At 73.0% G+C, this 21,527-nt stretch carries 22 protein-coding genes; 19 read left to right on the top strand and 3 right to left on the bottom strand.

Annotation, left to right across the window (positions count from 1 at the left end; translation table 11 throughout):
- Positions 1 to 93: 93 nt before the first annotated feature.
- The 3 genes from ACRDTB_RS24960 to ACRDTB_RS24950 all read right to left on the bottom strand — a co-directional run bounded on the left by ACRDTB_RS24960 (position 94) and on the right by ACRDTB_RS24950 (position 3,002).
- Entirely contained in the window at positions 94 to 987 is an 894-nt protein-coding gene (locus ACRDTB_RS24960; RefSeq protein ID WP_431434072.1) for an HAD family hydrolase, read from the bottom strand.
- 73 nt (positions 988 to 1,060) lie between these two features.
- The gene (locus ACRDTB_RS24955) at positions 1,061 to 2,284 is read right to left on the bottom strand and encodes a DUF5667 domain-containing protein (protein WP_431434070.1); all 1,224 of its coding nucleotides are present in this window, start codon (positions 2,282 to 2,284) and stop codon (positions 1,061 to 1,063) included.
- 100 nt (positions 2,285 to 2,384) lie between these two features.
- Positions 2,385 to 3,002: a sigma-70 family RNA polymerase sigma factor gene (locus ACRDTB_RS24950; RefSeq protein WP_431434069.1), complete on the bottom strand. Its 618-nt coding sequence runs from the start codon at positions 3,000 to 3,002 to the stop codon at positions 2,385 to 2,387.
- A gap of 227 nt (positions 3,003 to 3,229) precedes the next feature.
- Here ACRDTB_RS24950 and ACRDTB_RS24945 point away from each other — a divergent pair, with 227 nt between their 5' ends.
- The 19 genes from ACRDTB_RS24945 to ACRDTB_RS24855 all read left to right on the top strand — a co-directional run.
- A complete protein-coding gene (locus ACRDTB_RS24945; protein WP_431434067.1) occupies positions 3,230 to 4,735 on the top strand; it encodes an AMP-binding protein in 1,506 nt (501 codons plus the stop codon).
- Positions 4,736 to 4,766: 31 nt separating this feature from the next.
- Positions 4,767 to 5,012 carry a glutaredoxin family protein gene (locus ACRDTB_RS24940; RefSeq protein ID WP_431434066.1) on the top strand — a complete coding sequence of 82 codons (246 nt, stop codon included), beginning with the start codon at positions 4,767 to 4,769 and terminating at the stop codon, positions 5,010 to 5,012.
- A 58-nt stretch (positions 5,013 to 5,070) separates the two neighbouring features.
- A complete protein-coding gene (locus ACRDTB_RS24935; RefSeq protein WP_431434064.1) occupies positions 5,071 to 6,660 on the top strand; it encodes a molybdopterin-dependent oxidoreductase in 1,590 nt (529 codons plus the stop codon).
- 251 nt (positions 6,661 to 6,911) lie between these two features.
- Positions 6,912 to 7,649, top strand: coding sequence for a redox-sensing transcriptional repressor Rex (locus ACRDTB_RS24930; RefSeq protein WP_431434084.1), 738 nt, complete (start codon positions 6,912 to 6,914; stop codon positions 7,647 to 7,649).
- A gap of 70 nt (positions 7,650 to 7,719) precedes the next feature.
- Positions 7,720 to 9,033 (top strand): glutamyl-tRNA reductase, encoded by a 1,314-nt coding sequence (locus ACRDTB_RS24925; protein WP_431434063.1) that lies wholly within the window; start codon positions 7,720 to 7,722, stop codon positions 9,031 to 9,033.
- On the top strand, positions 9,030 to 10,019 hold the full coding sequence (hemC, locus tag ACRDTB_RS24920; RefSeq protein ID WP_431434062.1) for a hydroxymethylbilane synthase: 990 nt from the start codon (positions 9,030 to 9,032) through the stop codon (positions 10,017 to 10,019). Before ACRDTB_RS24925 ends, hemC begins: the two co-directional genes overlap by 4 nt.
- 31 nt (positions 10,020 to 10,050) lie before the next feature.
- Complete coding sequence (locus tag ACRDTB_RS24915) at positions 10,051 to 11,595, top strand: uroporphyrinogen-III synthase (RefSeq protein ID WP_431434060.1); 1,545 nt, start codon at positions 10,051 to 10,053, stop codon at positions 11,593 to 11,595.
- Positions 11,596 to 11,668: 73 nt separating this feature from the next.
- Entirely contained in the window at positions 11,669 to 12,640 is a 972-nt protein-coding gene (gene hemB, locus ACRDTB_RS24910; protein WP_431434058.1) for a porphobilinogen synthase, read from the top strand.
- Positions 12,641 to 12,670: 30 nt separating this feature from the next.
- Positions 12,671 to 13,498 carry a hypothetical protein gene (locus ACRDTB_RS24905; protein WP_431434056.1) on the top strand — a complete coding sequence of 276 codons (828 nt, stop codon included), beginning with the start codon at positions 12,671 to 12,673 and terminating at the stop codon, positions 13,496 to 13,498.
- Positions 13,495 to 13,956: a hypothetical protein gene (locus ACRDTB_RS24900; RefSeq protein ID WP_431434054.1), complete on the top strand. Its 462-nt coding sequence runs from the start codon at positions 13,495 to 13,497 to the stop codon at positions 13,954 to 13,956. Before ACRDTB_RS24905 ends, ACRDTB_RS24900 begins: the two co-directional genes overlap by 4 nt.
- 76 nt (positions 13,957 to 14,032) lie before the next feature.
- Positions 14,033 to 14,554, top strand: coding sequence for a hypothetical protein (locus tag ACRDTB_RS24895; RefSeq protein WP_431434052.1), 522 nt, complete (start codon positions 14,033 to 14,035; stop codon positions 14,552 to 14,554).
- A gap of 13 nt (positions 14,555 to 14,567) precedes the next feature.
- A complete protein-coding gene (locus tag ACRDTB_RS24890; RefSeq protein WP_431434050.1) occupies positions 14,568 to 15,014 on the top strand; it encodes a hypothetical protein in 447 nt (148 codons plus the stop codon).
- Positions 15,004 to 16,323, top strand: a complete 1,320-nt coding sequence (hemL, locus tag ACRDTB_RS24885) for a glutamate-1-semialdehyde 2,1-aminomutase (protein ID WP_431434048.1) — start codon at positions 15,004 to 15,006, stop codon at positions 16,321 to 16,323. Before ACRDTB_RS24890 ends, hemL begins: the two co-directional genes overlap by 11 nt.
- Entirely contained in the window at positions 16,320 to 16,949 is a 630-nt protein-coding gene (locus ACRDTB_RS24880) for a histidine phosphatase family protein (RefSeq protein ID WP_431434047.1), read from the top strand. Before hemL ends, ACRDTB_RS24880 begins: the two co-directional genes overlap by 4 nt.
- The gene (locus ACRDTB_RS24875) at positions 16,946 to 17,518 is read left to right on the top strand and encodes a TlpA family protein disulfide reductase (RefSeq protein ID WP_431434045.1); all 573 of its coding nucleotides are present in this window, start codon (positions 16,946 to 16,948) and stop codon (positions 17,516 to 17,518) included. Before ACRDTB_RS24880 ends, ACRDTB_RS24875 begins: the two co-directional genes overlap by 4 nt.
- Before the next feature lie 195 nt (positions 17,519 to 17,713).
- Positions 17,714 to 18,550 (top strand): cytochrome c biogenesis CcdA family protein, encoded by an 837-nt coding sequence (locus ACRDTB_RS24870; RefSeq protein ID WP_431434043.1) that lies wholly within the window; start codon positions 17,714 to 17,716, stop codon positions 18,548 to 18,550.
- Positions 18,547 to 20,181, top strand: a complete 1,635-nt coding sequence (gene resB, locus ACRDTB_RS24865; protein WP_431434041.1) for a cytochrome c biogenesis protein ResB — start codon at positions 18,547 to 18,549, stop codon at positions 20,179 to 20,181. The genes ACRDTB_RS24870 and resB overlap by 4 nt, the downstream gene beginning before the upstream one ends.
- Positions 20,181 to 21,137, top strand: a complete 957-nt coding sequence (gene ccsB / locus ACRDTB_RS24860) for a c-type cytochrome biogenesis protein CcsB (protein ID WP_431434039.1) — start codon at positions 20,181 to 20,183, stop codon at positions 21,135 to 21,137. The genes resB and ccsB overlap by 1 nt, the downstream gene beginning before the upstream one ends.
- A 142-nt stretch (positions 21,138 to 21,279) precedes the next feature.
- A partial coding sequence (locus ACRDTB_RS24855; RefSeq protein WP_431434038.1) for a hypothetical protein occupies positions 21,280 to 21,527 on the top strand: 248 nt, incomplete at its 3' end.

Here is a 21,527-nt window from a genome sequence, read left to right as displayed (position 1 = left end):
CAGTGGCACCGTGACGGCACCCGGCCACAATCAACCGCACGTCCGCACCGTTTGCTGGAACGCAACCAACACTTTGAATTCCGGGGAGGCGGACTAGCCTCGTTTGCGGTAGGCCAGGCCCGCCGCGACGGCGCCGGCCACCGCGCCCGCGCCCAGGACCGAGGGGACGCCGATCTTCGCCGCCTTGCGGCCGGTGCGGAAGTCGCGGATCTCCCAGCCCTTCTTCCGCGCCGTCTCGCGCAGCGAGCCGTCGGGGTTCACCGCCACCGCCGTGCCGACCACCGACAGCATCGGGACGTCGTTCGCCGAGTCCGAGTACGCCGTGCAGCGGCGCAGGTTCAGGCCCTCCCGCGCCGCGAGCGCCCGCACCGCGTGGGCCTTGGCCGGGCCGTGCAGCATCTCGCCCACCAGGCGGCCCGTGTACACGCCGTCCCCGCTCTCCAGCACTGTGCCCAGCGCGCCGGTCAGACCAAGTCTCCGGGCGATGATCGTGGCCAGGTCCACCGGCGTGGCGGTCACCAGCCACACGCGCTGGCCGGCGTCGAGATGCATCTGCGCCAGCGCCCGCGTGCCCGGCCAGATCTTGTCCGCCATCAGCTCGTCGTAGATCTCCTCGCCGTGGGCCATCAGGTCGGCCACCGAATGACCGGCCACAAAGGACAGACCGGACTCCCGGGCGCTGCGGATACCGTCGTGGGTCTCTCGGCCGCCGACGCGGAACCGGACCTGCTGCATGGCGAACCTCGCCAGGTCGCCGCTGGTGAAGAACTTCCGGGCAGCCATCCCGCGGGCGAAGTGGAAGATCGACGCGCCCATCATGATCGTGTTGTCGACGTCGAAGAACGCGGCCGCCGTCAGGTCCGCGGGCGGCGCGGGACGACCGGGCTCCGACCCCAGGGCGACCGCCGCCTCCGCCGAGGCCTCCCCGGCGAGCGTGGCGAGCTGCTCCAGCTCCGGCTCCTTGTCACGGCCCCGCCACAGGGACACGGCAACGCCTCCGTGTATTCGACCACCTGTACTCCACTGACAGAGTAGCGATGCCGCGCACGGGTCCCCGGGCTCACTCGCCGATGCTGATCCCGGGAAGTCCCGGCAGCAGCGGCGGCACCGTCACCCCTGGCAGCGGCAGCGGTATCTCGATGTTCGAGTCGTCCGGTGGCGGCCGCGTGCCGGTCTGGTCCGGTGACGGGCTCTCCGCCGGGGGCGGCTGGACCGTCCGCGCCACCGGCGGCAGCGGAGGCAGCTGCTGCGCCGGCTGCCCGGGCCCGGGCCGTTCGGGGGCGGATGGCGCCACGGTCGGCTGTACGGAGGTGCCGCCCGGCGTGCCCGTGGCCGGCGCGTTCGGGTCGGGCCGCGACCCGGTCGCCCGCTCGCAGGCACCCGACGCGGGCAGCGCGCCGACGTCGTCGGACGAGCCGGACGTGATCTGGTAGCAGTCCATCCGGGCGTACAGGGCCGCCGCGCGGCTCGCGATCTTGTCGAGCAAAGCCAGCGACGCGTTCCCCCGGTTGCGCGCGGCCGAGGGCAGCAGCGTGGACACCGCCGTGAGCCGCGAGCTCTGCTGGCGCGCCCACGAGTTCAACGCGTCGAGCCGGCGCCCGTCGGAGCGGGTGGAGAGCGCGATCAGCTGGCGGGAGCCCGCGGACGCGTCGTTGTCGAAGTCGGTCAGCGCGGTGAGGTAGCCGCCGACCGGCGCGCTGTCGCGGTCGGCGTAGCGCCGGGCGAGCGTCTCGATCTCGCCGACCCGCGCGCTCGCGAACTCCAGGTGCTTGAGTGCCTTGCCCTCGTCGCCGAAGGTCAGCCCGAGCTCGGCCGCCTCGGCGGTGCGCTTCACGCCGTAGAGGGCGTCGCCGGGCAGCGCGTCCCGGGCCAGCAGCAGGCTCATGCCCGTCAGCGACCCGACGAGCGCGAGCACGGCCACCGCGGCGACCGCGAACCGGCCGCGGGCGCCGGACACCGCTCGCGCCGGCTCCCGAGCGGGCCGGTCGGTTCTGTCGGACCGGTCGGCGTCGGATCTGCCGGATCTGTTCCTGGGGCCGCGCGGCCCCCGACGCGCCCGCGCGGCTCTCCCGGGTGCGGCGGGCCGCGCCCGGGACGTCGTGGTCCTGCCGGTGGCGGGACCGGTCGCCTCGTCGGCCGGCGACTCGGGCAGGCCGGCGAGGATCCGGTCCCGGATGCGGCGGCGTTCCGCGACCGTCGATGCGGTCAGCGGCTCGAGCCGTGCCAGGGCCGCCACGACGGTGCGGTCGTGCTCGGTGCCTGGACGATCCGGTCCACTGTCCACATCGTGCTCCGTGTTGTTCCTGGAACCGAATCCAGGATCTCGTCTGTTGAACGAGCCGCATGGGCGCCGGTTACGCGCCCACCCCGGCCCGTTCCCCGTCCTAACGCAGCTCCGGCGGCAGCAGCCGGGCCAGCCTGCGCACCGCGCGGTGCTGCAACGCCTTGACCGCGCCCTCGTTGCGTGCCATCACCTTCGCCGTCTCCGCCACCGACAACCCCTGCAGGAACCGCAGGACTATGCACTCCCGCTGGTCGTCGCCGAGCTGGCGGACGCACTCCAGCAGCGCCGAGCGGGTCACCTTCGACAGCACCTGCTGCTCCGGCCCCGACTCGACCCGCCGCGAGTCGTCGACCTCCGCGGTCGCCACCTCGAGCCGGAACCGGCTGGACTTCACGTGGTCCAGCACCAGGTTGCGGGCGATGGTGACGAACCACGCGCCGACGTCGCGGCCTTGGTAGCTCACCGACTCGATCCGCCGCAGCGCCCGCAGGAACGTCTCGCTCGTGACGTCCTCGGCCAGCTCGCGGTCCCCGACCCGGAACAGCACGTAGCGGAACACCACGTCCACGTACCGGTCGTAGAGCCGGGCGAACGCCGACCGGTCCCCGTCCTGGGCGGCGTGCACGAGATCCCAGGAGCCGCCCGGCTCGGCGGGCGAGTCGGGTCCGGCCGGCGTCGCCCCCGATGCGTCCCGTTGAGCTGGGCGCACGGACGGCATGGATCTCTCCCTCGTGAGTTCCGGCCAGCCGCACCGCCGGCCGGGACCTGAGCAGCATACGTGTTGTTACTTCGTAGTAGGTACTGGATCTCCGTTGGGACTTTTCGAGTCGTCGACCATGACGCAGATGAGTCGTGTCACACTGCGGGAACGTTGCGTGGTCGCGGTGTGAATTGCGCAAGGATTCGCGATGTCGTGGGTGTGCGATTGTCGAGAGCGAGGTTGTCATGGCCGACGCGCGGACCGGCAACGTGGCCGATCTGGTCACCGAGGCCGCGGCGCGCGTGCCCGGTCACCCGGCGCTGCTCGACCCTGCCACGGGCCGCTCGCTGACCTGGCGACAGGTCGACGCCGCGGTCGACGCGTATGCCGCGACGCTGCTCCAGGAGGGCCTCGTGCCCGGCGACCGGGTGGCGGTCGTGCAGCCGACGAGCCCCGAGTTCGTGGTGGCGCTGTTCGCCGTGCTGCGCGCGGGCGGCATCGCGGTGCCGGTCGGCACGCAGTTCCCGGCCCCCGAGGTCGAGCGCATCCTCGACGACAGCGGCGCGGCGATCCTCGTGGGCGAGCCGGCCGGGTCGGCGCCGACCGTGCTCGCGCCGCCGGACCCGGACGCGACCGCCGAGGTCCGGCTGACCGCCGACGGCCCGCGCGGCGGGGAGGACATCGCGGTCCTCTGCTACACCTCCGGCACCGCGGGCCTGCCGCGCGGCGTGATGCTGTCCCACCGCGCGCTGCTGTCCAACGTCGAGCAGTGCGCCTCGCTCGAGCCGGCCCCGGTCACCTCGACCGACCGCGTGCTGCTGGCCGTCCCGCTGTTCCACGCCTACGGCCTGGGCCCGGGCCTGCTCCAGGTCGCCGCGGCCGGTGCCACGGCCGTGCTCATGGAGGGCTTCGACACCGAGCGGGTGCTCGCCGCGTGCGAGGAGCACCGGGTGACCGCGTTCGTCGGCGTGCCGGCGATGTACCAGGCGCTCGCCTCGGTGCCGGCCGACCGGCTGGGCGAGGCGATGTCGACGCTGCGGCTGCTGACCTCCGGCGCCGCCCCGCTGCCACCGGCCGTGCTCACCGCGATCAAGCAGGCCACCGGGCTCTCGGTGTTCGAGGGCTACGGGCTCACCGAGACCGGCCCGGTGCTCACCTCGACGCTCGTCGGCGGCTACGCCAAGCCGGGTTCGGTCGGCCGGCCGCTGCCGGGGGTGGAGCTGACGCTGGTCGACTCGGACGGCCGCCCGGTCGGCACCGAACCCGACCCGGACGAGCCGGAGTGGTTCGACGAGAGCGACGCCGAGACCGGCCGGGTCGCCGCCCGCGGGCCGAACCTGTTCAGCGGCTACTGGCCCGACGGCGCGCACGGCCCGGACGCCGACGGCTGGTTCCGCACGGGCGACGTCGGCTACCTCGACGCCGACGGCGACCTGCGGCTCGTCGACCGGGCGAACGACCTGATCATCGTGAACGGGTTCAACGTCTACCCCAACGAGGTCGAGCGGGTCCTCGGCGAGCTGGCCGAGGTGGCCGAGGCCGCCGCGGTCGGCGTGCCCGACGAGCGGACCGGCGAGTTCGTGAAGGCCGTCGTCGTGCTGACCCCGGACGCCACGCTGACCGAGGACGCCGTGCGCGAGCACTGCGCGCGGCGGCTGGCGCGGTTCAAGGTGCCGCGCGAGGTCGAGTTCGTCGACGAGCTGCCCCACTCGGTGACCGGCAAGCTCCGCCGGGCCAGCCTGCGCGGGTAGCGCGGGAGCGAAGCGAACCGAGGAGACGGCCATGACGACCGGCAGGGTGACCGTGGTGTCGCGGCAGGGCTGCCACCTGTGCGAGGTGGCCGAGGCCGACGTGGCGCGGATCTGCGCCGAGCTGGACGTCGACTGGTCCGTGGTCGACGTCGACGGCGACACCGAGCTGCGGGCCGAGTACGGGGACCGGGTGCCCGTCATCCTGATCGACGGCGTCGAGCACGGCTACTGGCGGCTCGAGGAGGACCGCTTCCGGGCGGCGCTCGCGGCACGGTAATGCATCCGTAAGCGCGTTTGACTTGAACACCGGCACCGGCGACGCCGAGTGTGGAGGTGTGCAACTCGACAGCCGTGCGCAGGCGCCGACCCCCGAGCCGCCCGCGATGCTCCGCCGGGGCCGGGCGGTGGCGGTCGCGTTGCTGTCGCTGCTCGCCGCGCTCGCGGCGGGGCACCTCGTTGCCGCCTTCGTCGGGCCGCCCGCCTCGCCGTACGTCGCGGTCGGGAACTGGGTGCGCGACCTCTCGCCGCACCCGGTCACCGAGTGGGCCAAGGACACGTTCGGCACGGCGGACAAGACGGTCCTGTTCATCGGCGTCGCCGTGGTCATCCTCGGCTGCGTGCTCGTCGCCGGGCTGGTGTCGCGGCGCCGGGCCTGGCCCGGGCAGGCGGTCGCCGCCGCGCTCGGCGCGATCGGGTTCGTCGCCGTGCTCACCCGGCCCGACCTCGGCCAGCTCGGCATCCTCGCGCCGGCCACCAGCCTGCTCGTCGGCGTGCTCGGCTTCTCCTGGCTGCACAAGCGGGCGCTGCCCACCGACACCCGCACCCGCGGCGACGGAGACATCGACGGAGACATCGACGGAGACATCGACACCGACCGCCGTCAGTTCATCCGGGTGTCCACCGGGGTCGTCATCGGGGCCGGCGTGCTCGGTCTCGGCGGCGAGCTGATCGCCTCCCGGGTCGACGTCGAGCGGTCCCGCCGGCTGGTCGGCAGCCTGCGGGTCGCCGAGCCCGCCCCGAGGCTCCCGGTGCGGGCGAGCTTCCCCGGCACCACCAGCTTCATCACCAGCAACGAGGACTTCTACCGGATCGACACCGCGCTCACCCTGCCGCGGATGACCGCCGAGGGCTGGCACCTGCGGGTGCGCGGCATGGTCGACCGCGAGCTCGAGCTGGACTACGCCGACATCCGCGACCGGGACCTCGTCGAGCGGCCGATCACCATGGCCTGCGTCTCCAACGAGGTCGGCGGCTCGCTCGTGTCCACCGCCAACTTCATCGGCGTCCCGCTGCGCGACATCCTCAACGAGGCCGGCGTGCACCGCGACGCCGACCAGCTGTTGTCCACGAGCGTCGACGGGTTCACCGCCGGCAGCCCGGTCGACGCCGTCCTCGACCCCGAGCGCGGCGCTCTGCTCGCCATCGGCATGAACGGCGAGCCGCTCCCGCAGGAGCACGGGTTTCCCGCCCGCCTGGTCGTGCCGGGACTGTACGGCTACGTCTCGGCCACCAAGTGGCTCACCGAGCTGGAGCTCACCACGTTCGCCGCGAAGCAGGCCTACTGGGTCCCGCGCGGCTGGTCGGCACTCGGACCGGTCAAGACCCAGTCCCGCATCGACAGTCCCCGCGACGGAGCGACCACGTCCACGCGGTTCACCGTCGCCGGGGTGGCGTGGGCGCCCAGCGTCGGCATCGACAAGGTGGAGGTGTCCGCGGACGGCCGGTGGCACCCCGCGGACCTCGGCGCCGAGGTCGGCCTCGACACCTGGCGGATGTGGCGGGTCGAGCTCGAGCTGCCGCCCGGCGAGCACGAGCTCTCGGTCCGCGCCACCGACCGGACCGGCGAGACCCAGACGGACAGGCACGCGCCGCCGGCGCCGAACGGGGCGACCGGCTGGCACACGATCTCGGTCACGGCGAAGTAGGCGGCGAAGTAACGGCGGAGTAGGGAGCACCCCTCCATCGGACCGCGACCGTGTCGTAGTAGACATGGTGTAGGGCCGACCGACCCCGCCCCGACTAGCGACTTTGTGCCTGCGTTCACAAGCGGCTACCGTTAGCTCATCCCAGGGGCGATCTGTCAAGGAGTACCAGCGTGGCGCAGCGTGGCCAGTCCGACGCAGCCGGTAGAACCCCACGGGCGCCAGCCGAGAACGCGGCCGAGATCACCACGCCCATGCCGGCGATCGGTGGCAACGGTCTGCGGGACCGGGCTCGCGCGATCCCCGAGGCCGCCGTCGCGCGGCTCGCGGTCTACCTCCGGGTGCTGTCCGGCATGCGCGAGCAGGGCACGGGCAGCGTCTCCAGCGAGGAGCTGTCGGCCGCGGCCGGCGTCAACTCCGCGAAGCTGCGCAAGGATCTGTCCTACATCGGCTCGTACGGCACCCGCGGTGTCGGCTACGAGGTCGAGGTGCTGATCGACCAGATCGAACGTGTCCTGGGCCTCACCCGCGAGCAGAGCGTCGCCGTGGTCGGGATCGGTAACCTCGGACATGCGCTCGCCAACTATGGCGGGTTCCCAGGCAGAGGCTTTCCGGTGACCGCGTTGTTCGACGTCGACCCCGACCTGATGGGTGTGCCCGTCGGGGGGATCCCGGTCGACCACATCGACGACATCTCCACCGTGTGCGCCGCGCGCGAGGTCACCATCGGCGTCATCGCCACGCCGCCCGCGTCCGCGCAGGCCGTGTGCGACCGGCTGGTCCAGGCCGGCGTCGAGTGCATCCTCAACTTCGCCCCGGTCGTGCTCCAGGTCCCGGAGACGGTCGAGGTGCGCAAGGTCGACCTCGCGGTCGAGCTACAGATCCTGTCGTTCCACGTGGCCCGCCGCGCGGACCACGCCCCGGCCGACGACGCCACGCCGGCGCCGCGCGTGAACGGGGTTCCCCAGGGCGGGATGGTGGTGCGGCCATGAGTGAGCTTGCGAGCGAATCAATGTCACAGTGTGTCCGCGAGCGGCAGCACCGAGCCTGCGTGGGGCTGTCGTGAGTGTGATCGCGGTCGGGCTGTCCCACCGCTCCGCCGACCTGCGGGTGCTGGAGCGTGCCTCGGTGCCCGCCGACGAGGCCGGCAAGGTCCTCGACGAGCTCGTGCGCTGCGGCGACGTGGTCGAGGCGGCGCTCGTGACCACCTGCAACCGGGTCGAGGTCTATGCGGTCGTGCAGGCCTTCCACGGGGGACTCGCCGACATCGTGCACGTCCTCGGCCGGCACTCCGGGCTCGACACCGGCGAGCTGTACGAGCACCTCTACGTGCACTACGCGGAGGCCGCCGTCGGGCACCTCTTCGCCGTCGCCGCCGGGCTCGACTCGATGGTGGTCGGCGAGTCGCAGATCCTCGGCCAGGTCCGGGCCGCCTACGGCACCGCGCGCGAGGCCGGCACCGTCGGCCGCACGCTGCACGAGCTGATCCAGCGTGCGCTGCGGGTCGGCAAGCGGGTGCACACCGAGACCGACCTGTCCCGGGCCGGCGGCTCGGTCGTCTCCGAGGCGCTCGCCGACGCCGACGCGCGGCTGGGCGGCCTCGCGGGCCGGCGGGCGCTGCTGGTCGGTGCGGGCTCCATGGGCTCGCTCGCCGCCGCGGCACTGCGCCGGGCCGGCATCGGCGAGGTCGTCGTCGTCAACCGCACCGAGCGGACCGGCGCGCGGCTGGCCGAGCAGCTCGCGAGCCAGGGCGTCACCGCGAGCGCGGCCGGCCTCGGCGAGCTGGCCGACCGGATCGCCACAGCGGACGTCGTGGTCTCCTGCACCGGCGCGACCGGCACGGTCATCGACCGCGAGGCCGTGGGCTCGCGGACCGAGCCGCTCGTCATCTGCGACCTCGGCCTGCCGCGCGACGTGGCCGCCGAGGTCGGCGAGCTGCCGAACGTCACGATCATCGACCTGGACAGCCTGCAGCGCCGCCTCGCGGAGTCGCCGAGCGGGCTGGACACCCGGCGCGCCACCGGCATCGTCGCCGAGGAGGTGCGTGCCTACCTGGCGACCCAGCGCTCCGCGGAGGTCACGCCGACCGTCACCGCGCTGCGCCGCCGGGCCGCCGAGGTGGTCGACGCCGAGCTGCTGCGGCTGGACTCGAGGCTGCCCGAGGTCGACGGCCGGGTGCGCGACGAGTTAGCGCAGACGGTCCGCCGCGTCGTGGACAAGCTGCTGCACACGCCGACCGTGCGGGTCAAGGAGCTGGCCTCGGGGCCGGGTGGCGCCGGGTACGCCGACGCGCTGCGCGAGCTGTTCCAGCTCGACCCGAGCCTGCCTGCGGCCATCTCCGAGGCCATCACCGAGCTGGACGGTGACGATCGGTGACCCGCACGATCCGGATCGGGACCCGGGGCAGCGCCCTCGCGCTCGCGCAGACCGGGACCGTCGCCGAGGCGCTCGAGAAGGCCGGCTCGAAGGTGGAGCTCGTCACCGTCGTCACGCCGGGCGACCGCTCCTCCGCGCCGATCGCCGAGATCGGCGTCGGCGTGTTCACCTCGGCGCTGCGCGACGCGCTCGCCGACGGCACGGTCGACGTCGCCGTGCACTCCTACAAGGACCTGCCGACCAAGCCCGACCCGAGGTTGTCGCTCGCGGCGGTGCCGCCGCGCGCCGACCCCCGGGACGCGCTCGTGGCCAGGAACGGGCTCACGCTGGGCGAGCTGCCGCCCGGTTCCCGCGTGGGGACCGGCTCGCCGCGCCGGGCCGCGCAGATCCGGGCGCTCGGCCTGGGTCTCGAGATCGTGCCGATCCGCGGCAACGTGGACACCCGGATCCGCAAGGTCGCCGACGGCGTGCTGGATGCCGTCGTGCTGGCCAGGGCCGGGCTCGCCAGGCTGGGCAGGCTGGGCGAGATCACCGAGGTGCTGGACCCGATCCAGGTGCTGCCCGCGCCCGCGCAGGGGGCGCTCGCGGTGGAGTGCCGCGTCGACGACATGGACACCGAACACCTCCTTCAGTCCATTGTGGACGATGAAGCCACCCGGTTCGCGGTGGCCGCCGAGCGCGCCATGCTGGCCGCGCTCGAGGCCGGCTGCAACGCCCCGGTTGGCGCACTGGCCGACGTGGTCGAGGACCTCGACAGCAGTGACGACGGCACCGACCGGGTGGTACACCGCCTGTCGCTGCGCGGGGTCGCGGCCGCGAACTGGACGGCCGACGGAGCCGCCGTACCGGGTTCCGCCGTCGACCTCCTGCGGGCCTCGGCCACCGGTGAACTGACCGAAGGTGAGCAGCTCGGGCGTGCGTTGGCCGCCGAGCTGCTCGAGCTCGGAGCCGGCGTGCTGTCCGGCCCCGAGCGGCATTCTCGATAGACAGGGCTTAGTTGAAAGAGGCGGCCGAGAAATGACCACCCGTACCCGTAAGAGCTCGGGACGCATCGCATTCGTGGGCTCCGGGCCAGGCGACGCCGGGTTGCTGACCGTCCGGGCGGCCGAGCTGCTCGCCCGGGCCGAGCTCGTCGTGACCGACCCCGACGTGCCGGCCGGAGTGCTGGAGCTGGCGGGACAGCACCTCGGGGGCGACACCGAGGTCCGGCCGGCCGTCGGCGATCCGGCCGAGGTCGCGAAGGACCTGGTGGGCGAGGCGAAGGCCGGACGCACCGTGATCCGCCTGGTGTCCGGCGACCCGCTGACCCACTCCGCGCTCGTCGCCGAGGCGCAGGCGGTGGCGCGGACGAGCGCGGTGTTCGACGTCGTGCCCGGCGTGCCGGCGGCCACCGCGGTCCCGGCCTACGCCGGCATCGCGCTCGGCGCCACGCACACCGAGGTCGACGTCCGCGGCGAGGTGGATTGGGCGGGCCTCGCGGCCACCCCGGGCTCGATCGTCCTGTTGGCGAGCTCGAGCCACCTCGCTGAGGCCGCCTCCGCGCTCGCCGAGCACGGCCTCGCCCCGCAGACCCCGGTCGCGGTCACCGCCGACGGCACCGGCTCGGGCCAGCGCACGCTCGACACGACGCTCGCCTCGCTCGCGGCCGACGCCGGCGAGATCGCCGGCAACCTCGTCGTCACGATCGGCCAGGCGGTGTCGGGCCGGACGAAGCTGTCGTGGTGGGAGTCCCGCGCGCTGTACGGCTGGCGCGTGCTCGTGCCGCGGACCAAGGACCAGGCCGGCGAGATGAGCGACCGGCTTCGGCTGCACGGCGCCATCCCGTCCGAGGTGCCGACGATCTCCGTCGAGCCGCCGCGCAGTCCCGCGCAGATGGAGCGCTCGGTCAAGGGCCTGGTCGACGGCCGCTACCAGTGGTTGGTGTTCACCTCGACCAACGCGGTGCGCGCGGTGTGGGAGAAGTTCGCCGAGTTCGGCCTGGACGCGCGCGCGTTCTCCGGCGTGAAGATCGCCTGCGTCGGCGAGTCCACCGCGGACAAGGTGCGTGGGTTCGGGATCATCCCCGAGCTCGTGCCCTCCGGCGAGCAGTCCAGCGAGGGGCTGCTGGAGGAGTTCCCGCCCTACGACGACGTGCTCGACCCGGTCGACCGGGTGCTGCTGCCGCGCGCCGACATCGCCACCGAGACACTCGCCGCCGGGCTGCGCGACCGCGGCTGGGAGATCGACGACGTGACCGCGTACCGCACGGTGCGTGCCGCGCCGCCGCCGGCCGAGACCCGAGAGATGATCAAGACGGGTGGCTTCGACGCGGTGTGCTTCACCTCGTCGTCCACCGTGCGGAACCTGGTCGGCATCGCCGGCAAGCCGCACACGCGCACGCTCGTCGCCTGCATCGGCCCGAAGACCGCCGAGACCGCGCGGGAGTTCGGCCTGCGGGTGGACGTCCAGCCCGAGCAGCCGCAGATCCCTACGCTGGTCGACGCGCTCGCCGAGCACGCCGCCCGCCTCCGTGCGGAAGGCGCGCTGCCACCACCCCGCAAGACCAAGCGGGCCCGCCGCTAACGCCAGGAAGGACGCCTTACTGACGTTCAACGTCTGGAAGGCGTCCTTCCACGCTTCTCCCCGAGGAGGCGCGATGTTCCCGAGCCAACGGCCACGCCGGTTGCGTACCACGGCCGCCATGCGCGGGCTGGTCGGCGAGACCACGGTCCGCCCGAACCAGCTCGTGCTGCCGATGTTCGTCAAGGAGGGCGCGACCGAGCCACTGGCGATCGCGACCATGCCCGGCGTCGTCCAGCACACCCGGGACAGCCTGCGCAAGGCCGCGGTCGAGGCGGTGCAGGCCGGGGTCGGCGGGCTGATGCTGTTCGGCGTGCCGGCGCGGCGCGACCCGGTCGGCTCCGGCGGCGTCGACCCGAACGGCGTGCTCAACGTGGCGCTGCGCGACCTGCGCGCGGAGCTCGGCGACGAGACCGTGCTCATGTCGGACCTGTGCCTGGACGAGTTCACCGACCACGGCCACTGCGGCCTGCTGGACGCCGACGGCAAGGTCGACAACGACGCGACGCTGCGGGTGTACGGCGAGATGGCGCTCGCGCAGGCCGAGGCGGGCGCGCACCTGCTCGGCCCCAGCGGGATGATGGACGGCCAGGTCGCCGCGATCCGCGAGGCGTTGGACCGGGCCGGCCGCCCGGAGACCGGCATCCTCGCCTACTCCGCGAAGTACTCCTCGGCGTTCTACGGCCCGTTCCGCGACGCCGTCGAGTCTCAGCTCACCGGCGACCGCAAGACCTACCAGCAGGATCCGGGCAACGTCCGGGAGGCCCTGCGCGAGGTCCGCCTCGACCTCGACGAGGGCGCGGACGTCGTGATGGTCAAGCCGGCCATGATGTACCTCGACGTCATCCGCGCGGTGGCCGAGATCAGCGACGTTCCCGTTGCGGCGTACCAGATCTCCGGCGAGTACGCGATGATCGAGTCGGCGGTGGCGAACGGCTGGCTGGACCGGCGGGCGGCGGTGCTCGAGACGCTCACCGCGATCCGCCGGGCCGGGGCCGAGGTCGTGCTGACCTACTGGGCCGTGGAAGCGGCGGGCTGGCTGCGGTGACCCGCGAGGTGTCGCGGTAGCCTGCCGCCCGTGACGAAGCCAGGCAATTCGGACCCCGCAGACCGGCCCGTCGAGTCGAAGGAGCCCGCGGCCGCCCCGGCCGACGAGACGGCGGCCGAGACGACGGCCGAGACGACGGATTCGGAGTCGGCGTCCGCGGACGGCACGGCCGGCGAGGACCCCGGGACCGCGGACTCCGCGCCGGAGAGCGAGAAGGCCGAGCCGACAGCGAAAGCTGCGCCAGAGCCGAAAGCCAAGCCAGAACCCAAAGCCAAGCCGAAGCGGAAGTCCAAGCCAGCGCCGGAACGCGAGCCGGAGCCGGAGCTGGACCCGGAGCCCCTGATGGCCGAGCTGGAGAAGGCGCCGCCGCTCCGCGAGGAGCCGGTGATGCCGACCGCCGCCGAGGCGGCCCGGCGCCGGGGGGACACGCCGCGGCCGACGGTCCTGCGGGTCGCCTTCTACCTGGCGCTCGCGTCCGTGGTGATGGGCGTGGTCAGCTCGATCGACCTGTTCCTCAACAAGGCGGAGCTGGTGCGCGGCGCGCAGTCGATCGAGACTCCGCAGCGGCTGACCGCGGCGGAGGCCGAGCGGGCCGTCACGTCACTGCTCTGGCTGTACCTGGTGGTCGTCCTGGCGCTCGGCGCGTTCCTCACGCTCTTCGCGTACAAGGCGCAGGAAGGCGCGCGCCGCGCGCGGATGATGGCGCTGATCATCACGCTGATCCTGCTGCTGTTCCACTTCTACTTCTTCGGGACGGCGTTCGGGCAGATCAGCGGGCTGTTCGCGGCGATCACGATCGCGTTGATGTACCTGCCGTCCACGCGCGAGTACTTCGGGCCACGGCAGACCACCAGGTGACCGAACCGGCCGGCGAGCCCGTGCTCTTCACCGAGCACGGCTCGTCGTGGTGGCCGCTGCTGTGGGGGCCGCTGTTCGCCGCGTTCGGAGTCGGGGTCGAGGCGACCACCGGGCCGGTGCACTGGCTGCCCTGGTTCGTGGTCGGCGTCGGCATATTCGCCGGGGCGGCCGTGTGGGTCTCCGCGCGGCGCAAGGTCTACCTGGTGCGGCTGACCACCGGCACGCTCACCCAGGGCCGCGAGCGGCTGGACGTCGAGAAGCTCGCCGCGGTCACCGACGTCGGCACGCCCGCCGGGGCACGGATCCTCGGCGGCGGCTGGTCCGTGCCGCGCAGGACCACCGCCATCCCGGTGCGGCTGGGGGACGGCAGCGTGGTGCTGGCGTGGGCCCGCGACGACGAGGGACTGCGGGACGCGCTGCGCCGCCTCGTCGAGCCCGAGGCCGGTCATGTTCAATGAAGACGTGTCGAACCCCGACAATGGCCCCGACCATGGCCCCGACAGAGGCTCCCCGAGTGGCTTCCAGCACGAGCCGATGCGGCCGATCCAGGACGGCGGCGGCCGGGCCGAGATCCCGCGACCCCGAGCGGTCGACGTCGCGTTCCGGGCGAGCCTGGCGAGCACCGCGATCGCGAGCGTCGCCACGGTGGTCACGGTGCTGCTGGACCGGGCCTGGCTCGAACGGTTCGCCCGCCAGATGCTCGCGGAGTCCGGGCGGCCCGAGGCAGACCTGTCGACCGGGATCGCCATCGCCCAGGTGTCGCTCGGCATCGGGATCCTGCTGTTCGCCGGCGTGTTCGTGTTGTTCGCGCTGAAGATGCGCGCGGGCCGGGGCTGGGCGCGGGTGGTGCTGACCCTGTTCGCGGTCCTCGGCGCGGTGAACTTCCTGACCGCCGTCGCCAACACCGGGGCCGAGCTCGGCCTGATGTGGAGCCTCGCGGAGGTGGCCTTCTCGGTAACCGCGGTGATCTACATGTTCCGCCCGGAGTCGACGACGTACTTCGCCGAACACCGCAAGCGCCGGCTCGCCCGGCGGGGCGGTCAGCCTCGGCCATGAGAGGCTTGCCGACGTGAGCGCACCGCAGGCCACCGAGCAGCTCGTCGCACCTCCTTCCACCGGGACGGGGCGGATGCACCGCCCGGTGCGGGCCGTGGTCGCGCTCGCCGAGCTGCTGGCCGCCGGCGCCGCGGTGTGGGCCGCGTTCTGGGCATGGCCGCGCGGCTTCTCAACGATCACCACGGTGATCGCCGAGGGCACGGTGCTGGAGTCCCAGCGGATCTACGGCAACTGGCTCGCGGCCGCCATCGGGTTCGGCACGGTCGCCGCGCTGCTCGTGCTCGACGCGGTGCGGCAGGTGCTGCTCGCGGTGCGGGCCCGGCCCAGGCGGGCGCGCAAGGACAAGGCCTCCGGCGGCGACCCGGGCGCGGCTCCGGCCGCGCGGCCGGAGGCGAACTCGGACGCGGCTGCGGATGCTTCGGAGGCGGTATCGGACGCGAGGGTGAGTGGTGACGACTGAGGTGGAGACGACGCGGCGGTCCGCGGCACTGTTCGAGCGGGCGCGAGCGGTCACGCCGGGCGGGGTGAACTCGCCGGTGCGTGCGTTCCAGGCGGTCGGTGGCACCCCGCGGTTCATGGTCCGCGGCGAGGGCCCGTACCTGTGGGACGCCGACGGCGGCCGGTACGTCGACCTGGTCGGCTCGTGGGGACCGATGATCCTCGGCCACGCCCATGAAGACGTGGTCGACGCGGTGCGGACGGCGGCCGCCTCGGGACTGTCGTTCGGCACGCCGACCGCGGGCGAGATCGACCTTGCCGAGGAGATCATCGAGCGGGTCGGCCCGGTCGGCACCGTGCGGCTGGTGAACTCGGGCACCGAGGCGACGATGAGCGCGATCCGGCTCGCTCGCGGGTTCACCGGACGGCGCAAGATCGTGAAGTTCGCGGGCTGCTACCACGGACACGTGGACGCGCTGCTCGCCGACGCCGGCTCGGGGGTGGCGACGCTGGGCCTGCCGACCTCGCCCGGCGTCACCGGCGCGACGGCCGCCGACACGATCGTCCTGCCCTACAACGACCTCACCGCGGTCCGCGCCGCGTTCGCCGAGCACGGTGCGGACCTCGCCGCGGTGATCACCGAGGCGGCGGCCGGCAACATGGGCGCGGTCCCGCCGGAGCCGGACTTCAACCAGGGCCTGCGCGACCTGTGTACCGAGCACGGCGCGCTGCTGGTCATGGACGAGGTGATGACCGGCTTCCGGGTCTCCGCGGCCGGCTGGTACGGCATCGAGTCGGTGGCGGGCGATTTGTACACGTTCGGCAAGGTCATGTCCGGCGGGCTGCCCGCGGCGGCGTTCGGCGGCGTGCCCGAGGTCATGGCGGCGCTTGCCCCGTCCGGTCCCGTGTACCAGGCGGGGACGCTGTCCGGGAACCCGGTCGCGGTGGCCGCCGGCCTGGCCTCGCTTCGTGCGGCGACGCCCGAGGTGTACATGGCGCTGAACGCCAACGCGACCCGGCTGGGCGCGCTCGTCGGCTCGGCGCTGTCCGACCACGGGGTGGCGCACCGGGTGCAGTACGCGGGCAACCTGCTGTCTGTGTTCTTCACCGAGTCGCCGGTACGGGACTACGCGGGCGCGAAGGCGTCGGCCACGTGGCGGTTCCCGGCCTTCTTCCACGCGCTGCTGGAGCGCGGCGTGTACGCGCCGCCGAGCGCGTTCGAGGCGTGGTTCGTCAACGCGGCGATGGACGACGCGGCGTTCGACGTGATCGCCGACGCGCTGCCCGCCGCGGCCGCCGCCGCTGCCGCGGCGCGCCAGGAGAAGGCGTGACGCGCACGGCCGTGCATCTGGTGCGGCACGGGGAGGTGGAGAACCCGGCCGGCGTGCTGTACGGCCGCATGCCCGGCTTCGTCCTGTCCGAGCTGGGCAAGCGGCAGGCGCTGATCGTGGCGGAACACCTGGCGGCCAACGACATCGCGCACGTGGTGGCCTCCCCACTGGAGCGGGCACAGCAGACCGCCGCGCCGATCACCGACTCGCACCGGCTTACCATGGACACCGACGAGCAGCTGATCGAGGCGGACAACGTGTTCGAGGGTCAGCGGGTCTCCGTCGGGGACGGGGCGTTGCGCTCGGTGCGGCGCTGGCCGCAGTTGCGCAACCCGTTCCTGCCGTCCTGGGGCGAGCCGTACATGCAGATCGCGCGGCGGATGCTGGCGGCGGTGTACCGGGCGCGCGGGCACGCGGAGGGGCACGAGGCGGTGTGCGTGTCGCACCAGCTGCCGATCTGGACGCTGCGGCGGTTCCTCGAGGGCCGCCGCCTGTGGCACGACCCGCGGCGGCGGCAGTGCTCGCTCGCGTCGGTCACGTCGCTGCTGTTCGAGGGCGAGCGGCTGGTGGCCATCCGCTACACCGAGCCGGCCGGCGCGTCGAGCCCGAAGGTCACCGGCGCATGAGGCGGTTGCTCGTCCTGCTGGTCCTGCTCGGCACGGCCGTCGGGTGCTCGACGGGCACCGACGCGGTGGAGCGGGGCACGGAGTTCCAGTTCGTCTCGCCGGGCGGGCGGACGGAGATCTTCTACGAGGGGGAGGACCGCCAGCCGGCGCCGCCGCTGTCCGGCGAGGACCTGATGTCGCCGGGCTCGGAGATCTCGTTGTCCGACTTCGAGGGTGAGGTCGTGGTGCTGAACATCTGGGGCGCCTGGTGCCCGCCGTGCCGGGTGGAGGCGCCGGAGCTGGAGAAGGTGCACCGCGCGCGGCGGGACGGCGTGGCGATCCTGGGCATCGACGTCCGCGACGAGAACCGCACCGCGCCGCAGGACTTCGTGCGCGACACGGGCCTGACGTACCCGTCGATCTACGACCCGCCGGGCCGGTCGCTGCTGGCGTGGAAGGGCTACCCGCGCTCGGTGGTTCCGTCGACGATCGTGCTGGACAAGCACCACCGGGTGGCCGCGGTCTTCCTCCGCGACCTGCTGGCCACCGACCTGCTCCCCGTGATCGACCGGCTCCTGGCCGAGAAGTAACCCGCGAGTCCAACGCTCCCGACCCGCGAGTCCAACACTCGTGTCCCGCGAGTCCAACACTCGGAACCGGCGTGTCCGACGTTCGCGACTGTTGGACACACCCGACCGGAACGTTGGACTCGCGGCGTGCCGGGGGCGTCACACCGGTGGGGAGGCGCCGTCGGACCAGGTGGGAGCGGTGCCTACCCTGAGGCCGTGGACCCGACCGCCCTCGCCGTCGACGGCCCGCTGCTCCTGGCCAGCGGCGTGGCGTTGCTGGCCGGGGTGATCTCGTTCGCCTCCCCGTGCGTGGTTCCGCTGGTGCCCGGGTACCTCGCGTACCTGGCCGCCCTCGTGGGCGCCGACGCGCCGCCGGTGAAGGTCGCCGCCGGTGCCCCCGGCGAGCCCGAGGCGGCTCCGGAGCCGCACACCGCGAGGGAGCCGGACACAGCGCCGGAGCCGAATGCCGGGCGCTGGCGGGTCGTGGGTGCTGTCGGCCTCTTCGTGCTCGGCTTCACCCTCGTCTTCGCGGCCACCGTCGGCGGCCTGGTGTGGCTCGCCGACGCGCTGCTGGTCAACCAGGACCTGCTGCAGCGCATCGGCGGCGTGGTCACGATCGGCATGGCCCTCGTCTTCATCGGCCTCGTCCCGGGCCTGCAGCGCGACGTCCGCATCCACCGCGTGCCGCGGCTCGGGCTCGCCGGCGCACCCGTGCTCGGCGCGATCTTCGGGCTCGGCTGGACGCCGTGCCTCGGGCCGACGCTGTCCGGCGTGCTGATCATCGCCAGCAGCACCGGGGGCACCGCCGCCCGCGGGTTCCTGCTCGTGCTCGTCTACTGCCTCGGCCTCGGCCTGCCGTTCCTGGTCATCGCCCTCGGCGCCCGCTGGACGGTCCGTACGTCGGCCTGGCTGCGCCGCCACAGCCGCCGGATCCAGCTCGCCGGCGGCGGCCTCCTGCTCGTCGTCGGCGTGCTGCTGGTGACCGGGCTCTGGGGTGAGCTGACCTCGTGGCTGCGGGACACCGTCGTGACCGACACGGTGCTGCCCCTATGAGTAGTCCCGTGATCGCGTTCCTCCGCAACACCTGGCGCGGCCTCACGTCCATGCGCACCGCGCTGGTGCTGCTGTTCCTGCTCGCCCTCGCCGCGATGCCGGGCGCGCTGCTGCCGCAACGCAGCCTCAACTCCGGCAAGGTCGACGAGTTCATCGCGGACAACGGCTGGTGGGGCCGGCTGCTCGACCGCCTGGACTTCTTCGAGGTCTACGGCAGCGTCTGGTTCTCGGCGGTCTACCTGCTGCTGTTCGTCTCGCTCGTCGGCTGCCTGACCCCGCGCACCTTCGAGTACCTGAAGTCCTTGCGCGCCAAGCCGGTCCTCACCCCCCGCAACATCACCCGGCTGCCCCACAAGGCCGAGGGCGAGACCAGCCACCCGCCCGGCGAGGTCATGGCGCGGGCCCGGGCGCGCCTGCGGGGCTGGCGGCTCACCGAGCGCGCGGAGGACGACGGCGCCCGCAGCATCTCCGCCGAGCGCGGCTACCTGCGGGAGACCGGCAACCTCGTCTTCCACTTCGCCATGGTCGGGCTCATCGTCGCGCTCGCCATCGGCAAGATGTTCAACTACGAGGGCCAGGTGGTCGTCCTCGCGAACGGCGCCGAGTTCTGCAACTCCGGCACCTTCGCCTACGACTCCTTCACCCCGGGCCTGCGCGTGGACGGGACCAACCTCAACGAGTTCTGCGTCAAGGTCGACGACTTCACCGCGAACTACCTGCCGTCGGGCCAAGCCGACCACTTCCGCGCGGACATCCGGTACCAGGCCGGCGAGGACCTCACGACCGGCACCTGGCGGCCCTACCCGCTCGAGGTCAACAGCCCGCTGCGCGTCGAGGGCGACCGGGTCTACCTGCTCGGCAACGGCTACGCGCCGGTGTTCTCGGTGACCTTCCCGAGCGGCGAGACGCGCACCGGCACCACACAGTGGCGCACCGTCGACAACCTCACCTACCTGGCCGAGGGCGCCACCAAGTTTGACCCGCCCGGCGTCACCGACCCGGCCGAGCGGCGCGAGAAGCAGCTCGCGATCACCGGTCTGTTCGCGCCGACCGCCGTGCTCGACGGCTCGGTGCTCACCTCCGGCTTCCCGGACCTGCGCGACCCGGCCGTCGCGATCGACGTGCTGCGCGGCGATCTCGGCACCGAGTCCGGCCGCGGCCAGTCCATCTACTCCGTCGATCAGTCCATGGTGGACAGTGGCCGGCTGGTGCGGGTGGCGCGGGAGAACCTGCGTCCCGGCGAGGAGCTGACGCTCGACGACGGCACGGTGGTCCGCTTCGACGGCGTGCAGCGCTGGGTGTACCTGCAGGTGTCGCACGACCCGACGCAGACGTGGGTGCTCGGCTTCGCCATCGCGCTCGTGCTGGGGCTGGGCACGTCGCTCGTGGTCAAGCGCCGCCGCCTGTGGGTACGCGCCATCCCGATCACCGGCGACCCGAGCACCGACGACGACGGTAGCCGCCGTACCGTGGTCGTACTCGGCGGCCTGGCGCGCACCGACCAGGCGGGGTACGGCGGCGAGTTCCAGCGGATCTCGACCGAGCTGCTGGCCGAGCTGGCACCGGAGGGCGGCGGCGATCCGGATGACGATCCGGTCCGGGAGGACGCCGCCGCGGGGAAGGAGACCTGATGCCGGTCAACGAGACGTTCTCCACCTACAGCGACTGGACGTACGGCGCCACGGTCGGCGTATACGTCCTGGCGATGCTGTTCTCCCTCGTCGAGCAGGCGTTCGGCCGCCGTGCGGCCGCCGTCCGCCGGCCCGCCGCGCGCGAGCTGGTCGGCGCCGGCGCGCAGTCGCCCCAGGAGCCGGCGCCGGACACGGCGCAGGAGGAGATCGGGCCGGACCGGGCCGGGCGGGCCGAGCGGTTCGGTCGGATGTCGGTCGCGCTGATCGTGCTCGGCGCGCTGCTGCACGTCACCGCTTTGCTGCTGCGCGGGCTCGCCACCGGGCGGGTGCCGTGGGGCAACATGTACGAGTTCGGCGCCACGCTGAGCCTCGCCGCGGTCGTCACGTGGCTGGTGCTGCTGCGCCGGTTCCCGATCCGGCGCATGTCCGCGTGGCTGCTGCTGCCGGTGATCCTGCTGATGTTCCTCGGCGGCGTGGTTCTTTACACGACGGCCGCGCCGGTACAGCCCGCGCTGCAGTCCTACTGGCTCGCCATCCACGTCTTCTCGATCGCGCTGGGCAGCGGCATGGTGCTCGTGCCGGGCGTGGTCAGCGTGCTGTACCTGATCAAGGTCCACCGGCCGCGGTGGGCCGGCCGGCTGCCGGACGCCGACGTGCTGGACCAGGTCGCCTACCGCACCACGGTGTTCGCCTTCCCGATCTACACCGCGGGCGTGATCTTCGGCGCCATCTGGGCCGAGTCGGCCTGGGGCCGATTCTGGGGCTGGGACCCCAAGGAGACCGTGGCGTTCATCGCCTGGATCGTCTACGCCGCCTACCTCCACTCGCGCGCGACCGCGGGCTGGCGCGGCGGCCGGGCGGCGGCGATCAACATCGTCGGCTTCGCGGTGATGGTGTTCAACTTGTTCTTCATCAACTTGGTCATCGCCGGCCTCCATTCGTATGCGGGCGTCTGACCTCGTTTGTTGGACATTTACCGTTGCCGTCACTAATCTCCCCCGTCGGGGTTCGTCGAATGTTCGCCCGTATGGGCGATTGAACAGGGCCAGGAGGGTGTGTCTCTTGACTTACGCAGCTGCCTATGGCGGCGGTGACCGAGTGTCGGCTGAACGCCTGCTGCGACGGGAAGGACACCCCCTGGGTGTTCGGCGGTACTACGAGGACCCCGCCGAGAAGGTGGTCGAGGCTCCCGCTTCGAGCCGGAAGTGGACCTTTGGCGTCGCCGCCGGCACGCTGCTCGTGGCCGGCACGTTCGCGGCCGGTGCGCTCGGCCTGAACGGCAGCTCGCTGCCCGTCGCGGGCGAGCACACCGCCCCCGAGCACGCGCCCTCGGCGCCGGGCAACGG

The organism is Actinophytocola sp. (assembly GCF_050699935.1).
Taxonomy (GTDB): Bacteria; Actinomycetota; Actinomycetes; order Mycobacteriales; family Pseudonocardiaceae; genus Actinophytocola.
The sequence above is the reverse complement of the archived record's forward strand: the minus strand, read 5'-3'. Positions and strand labels throughout refer to the sequence as shown.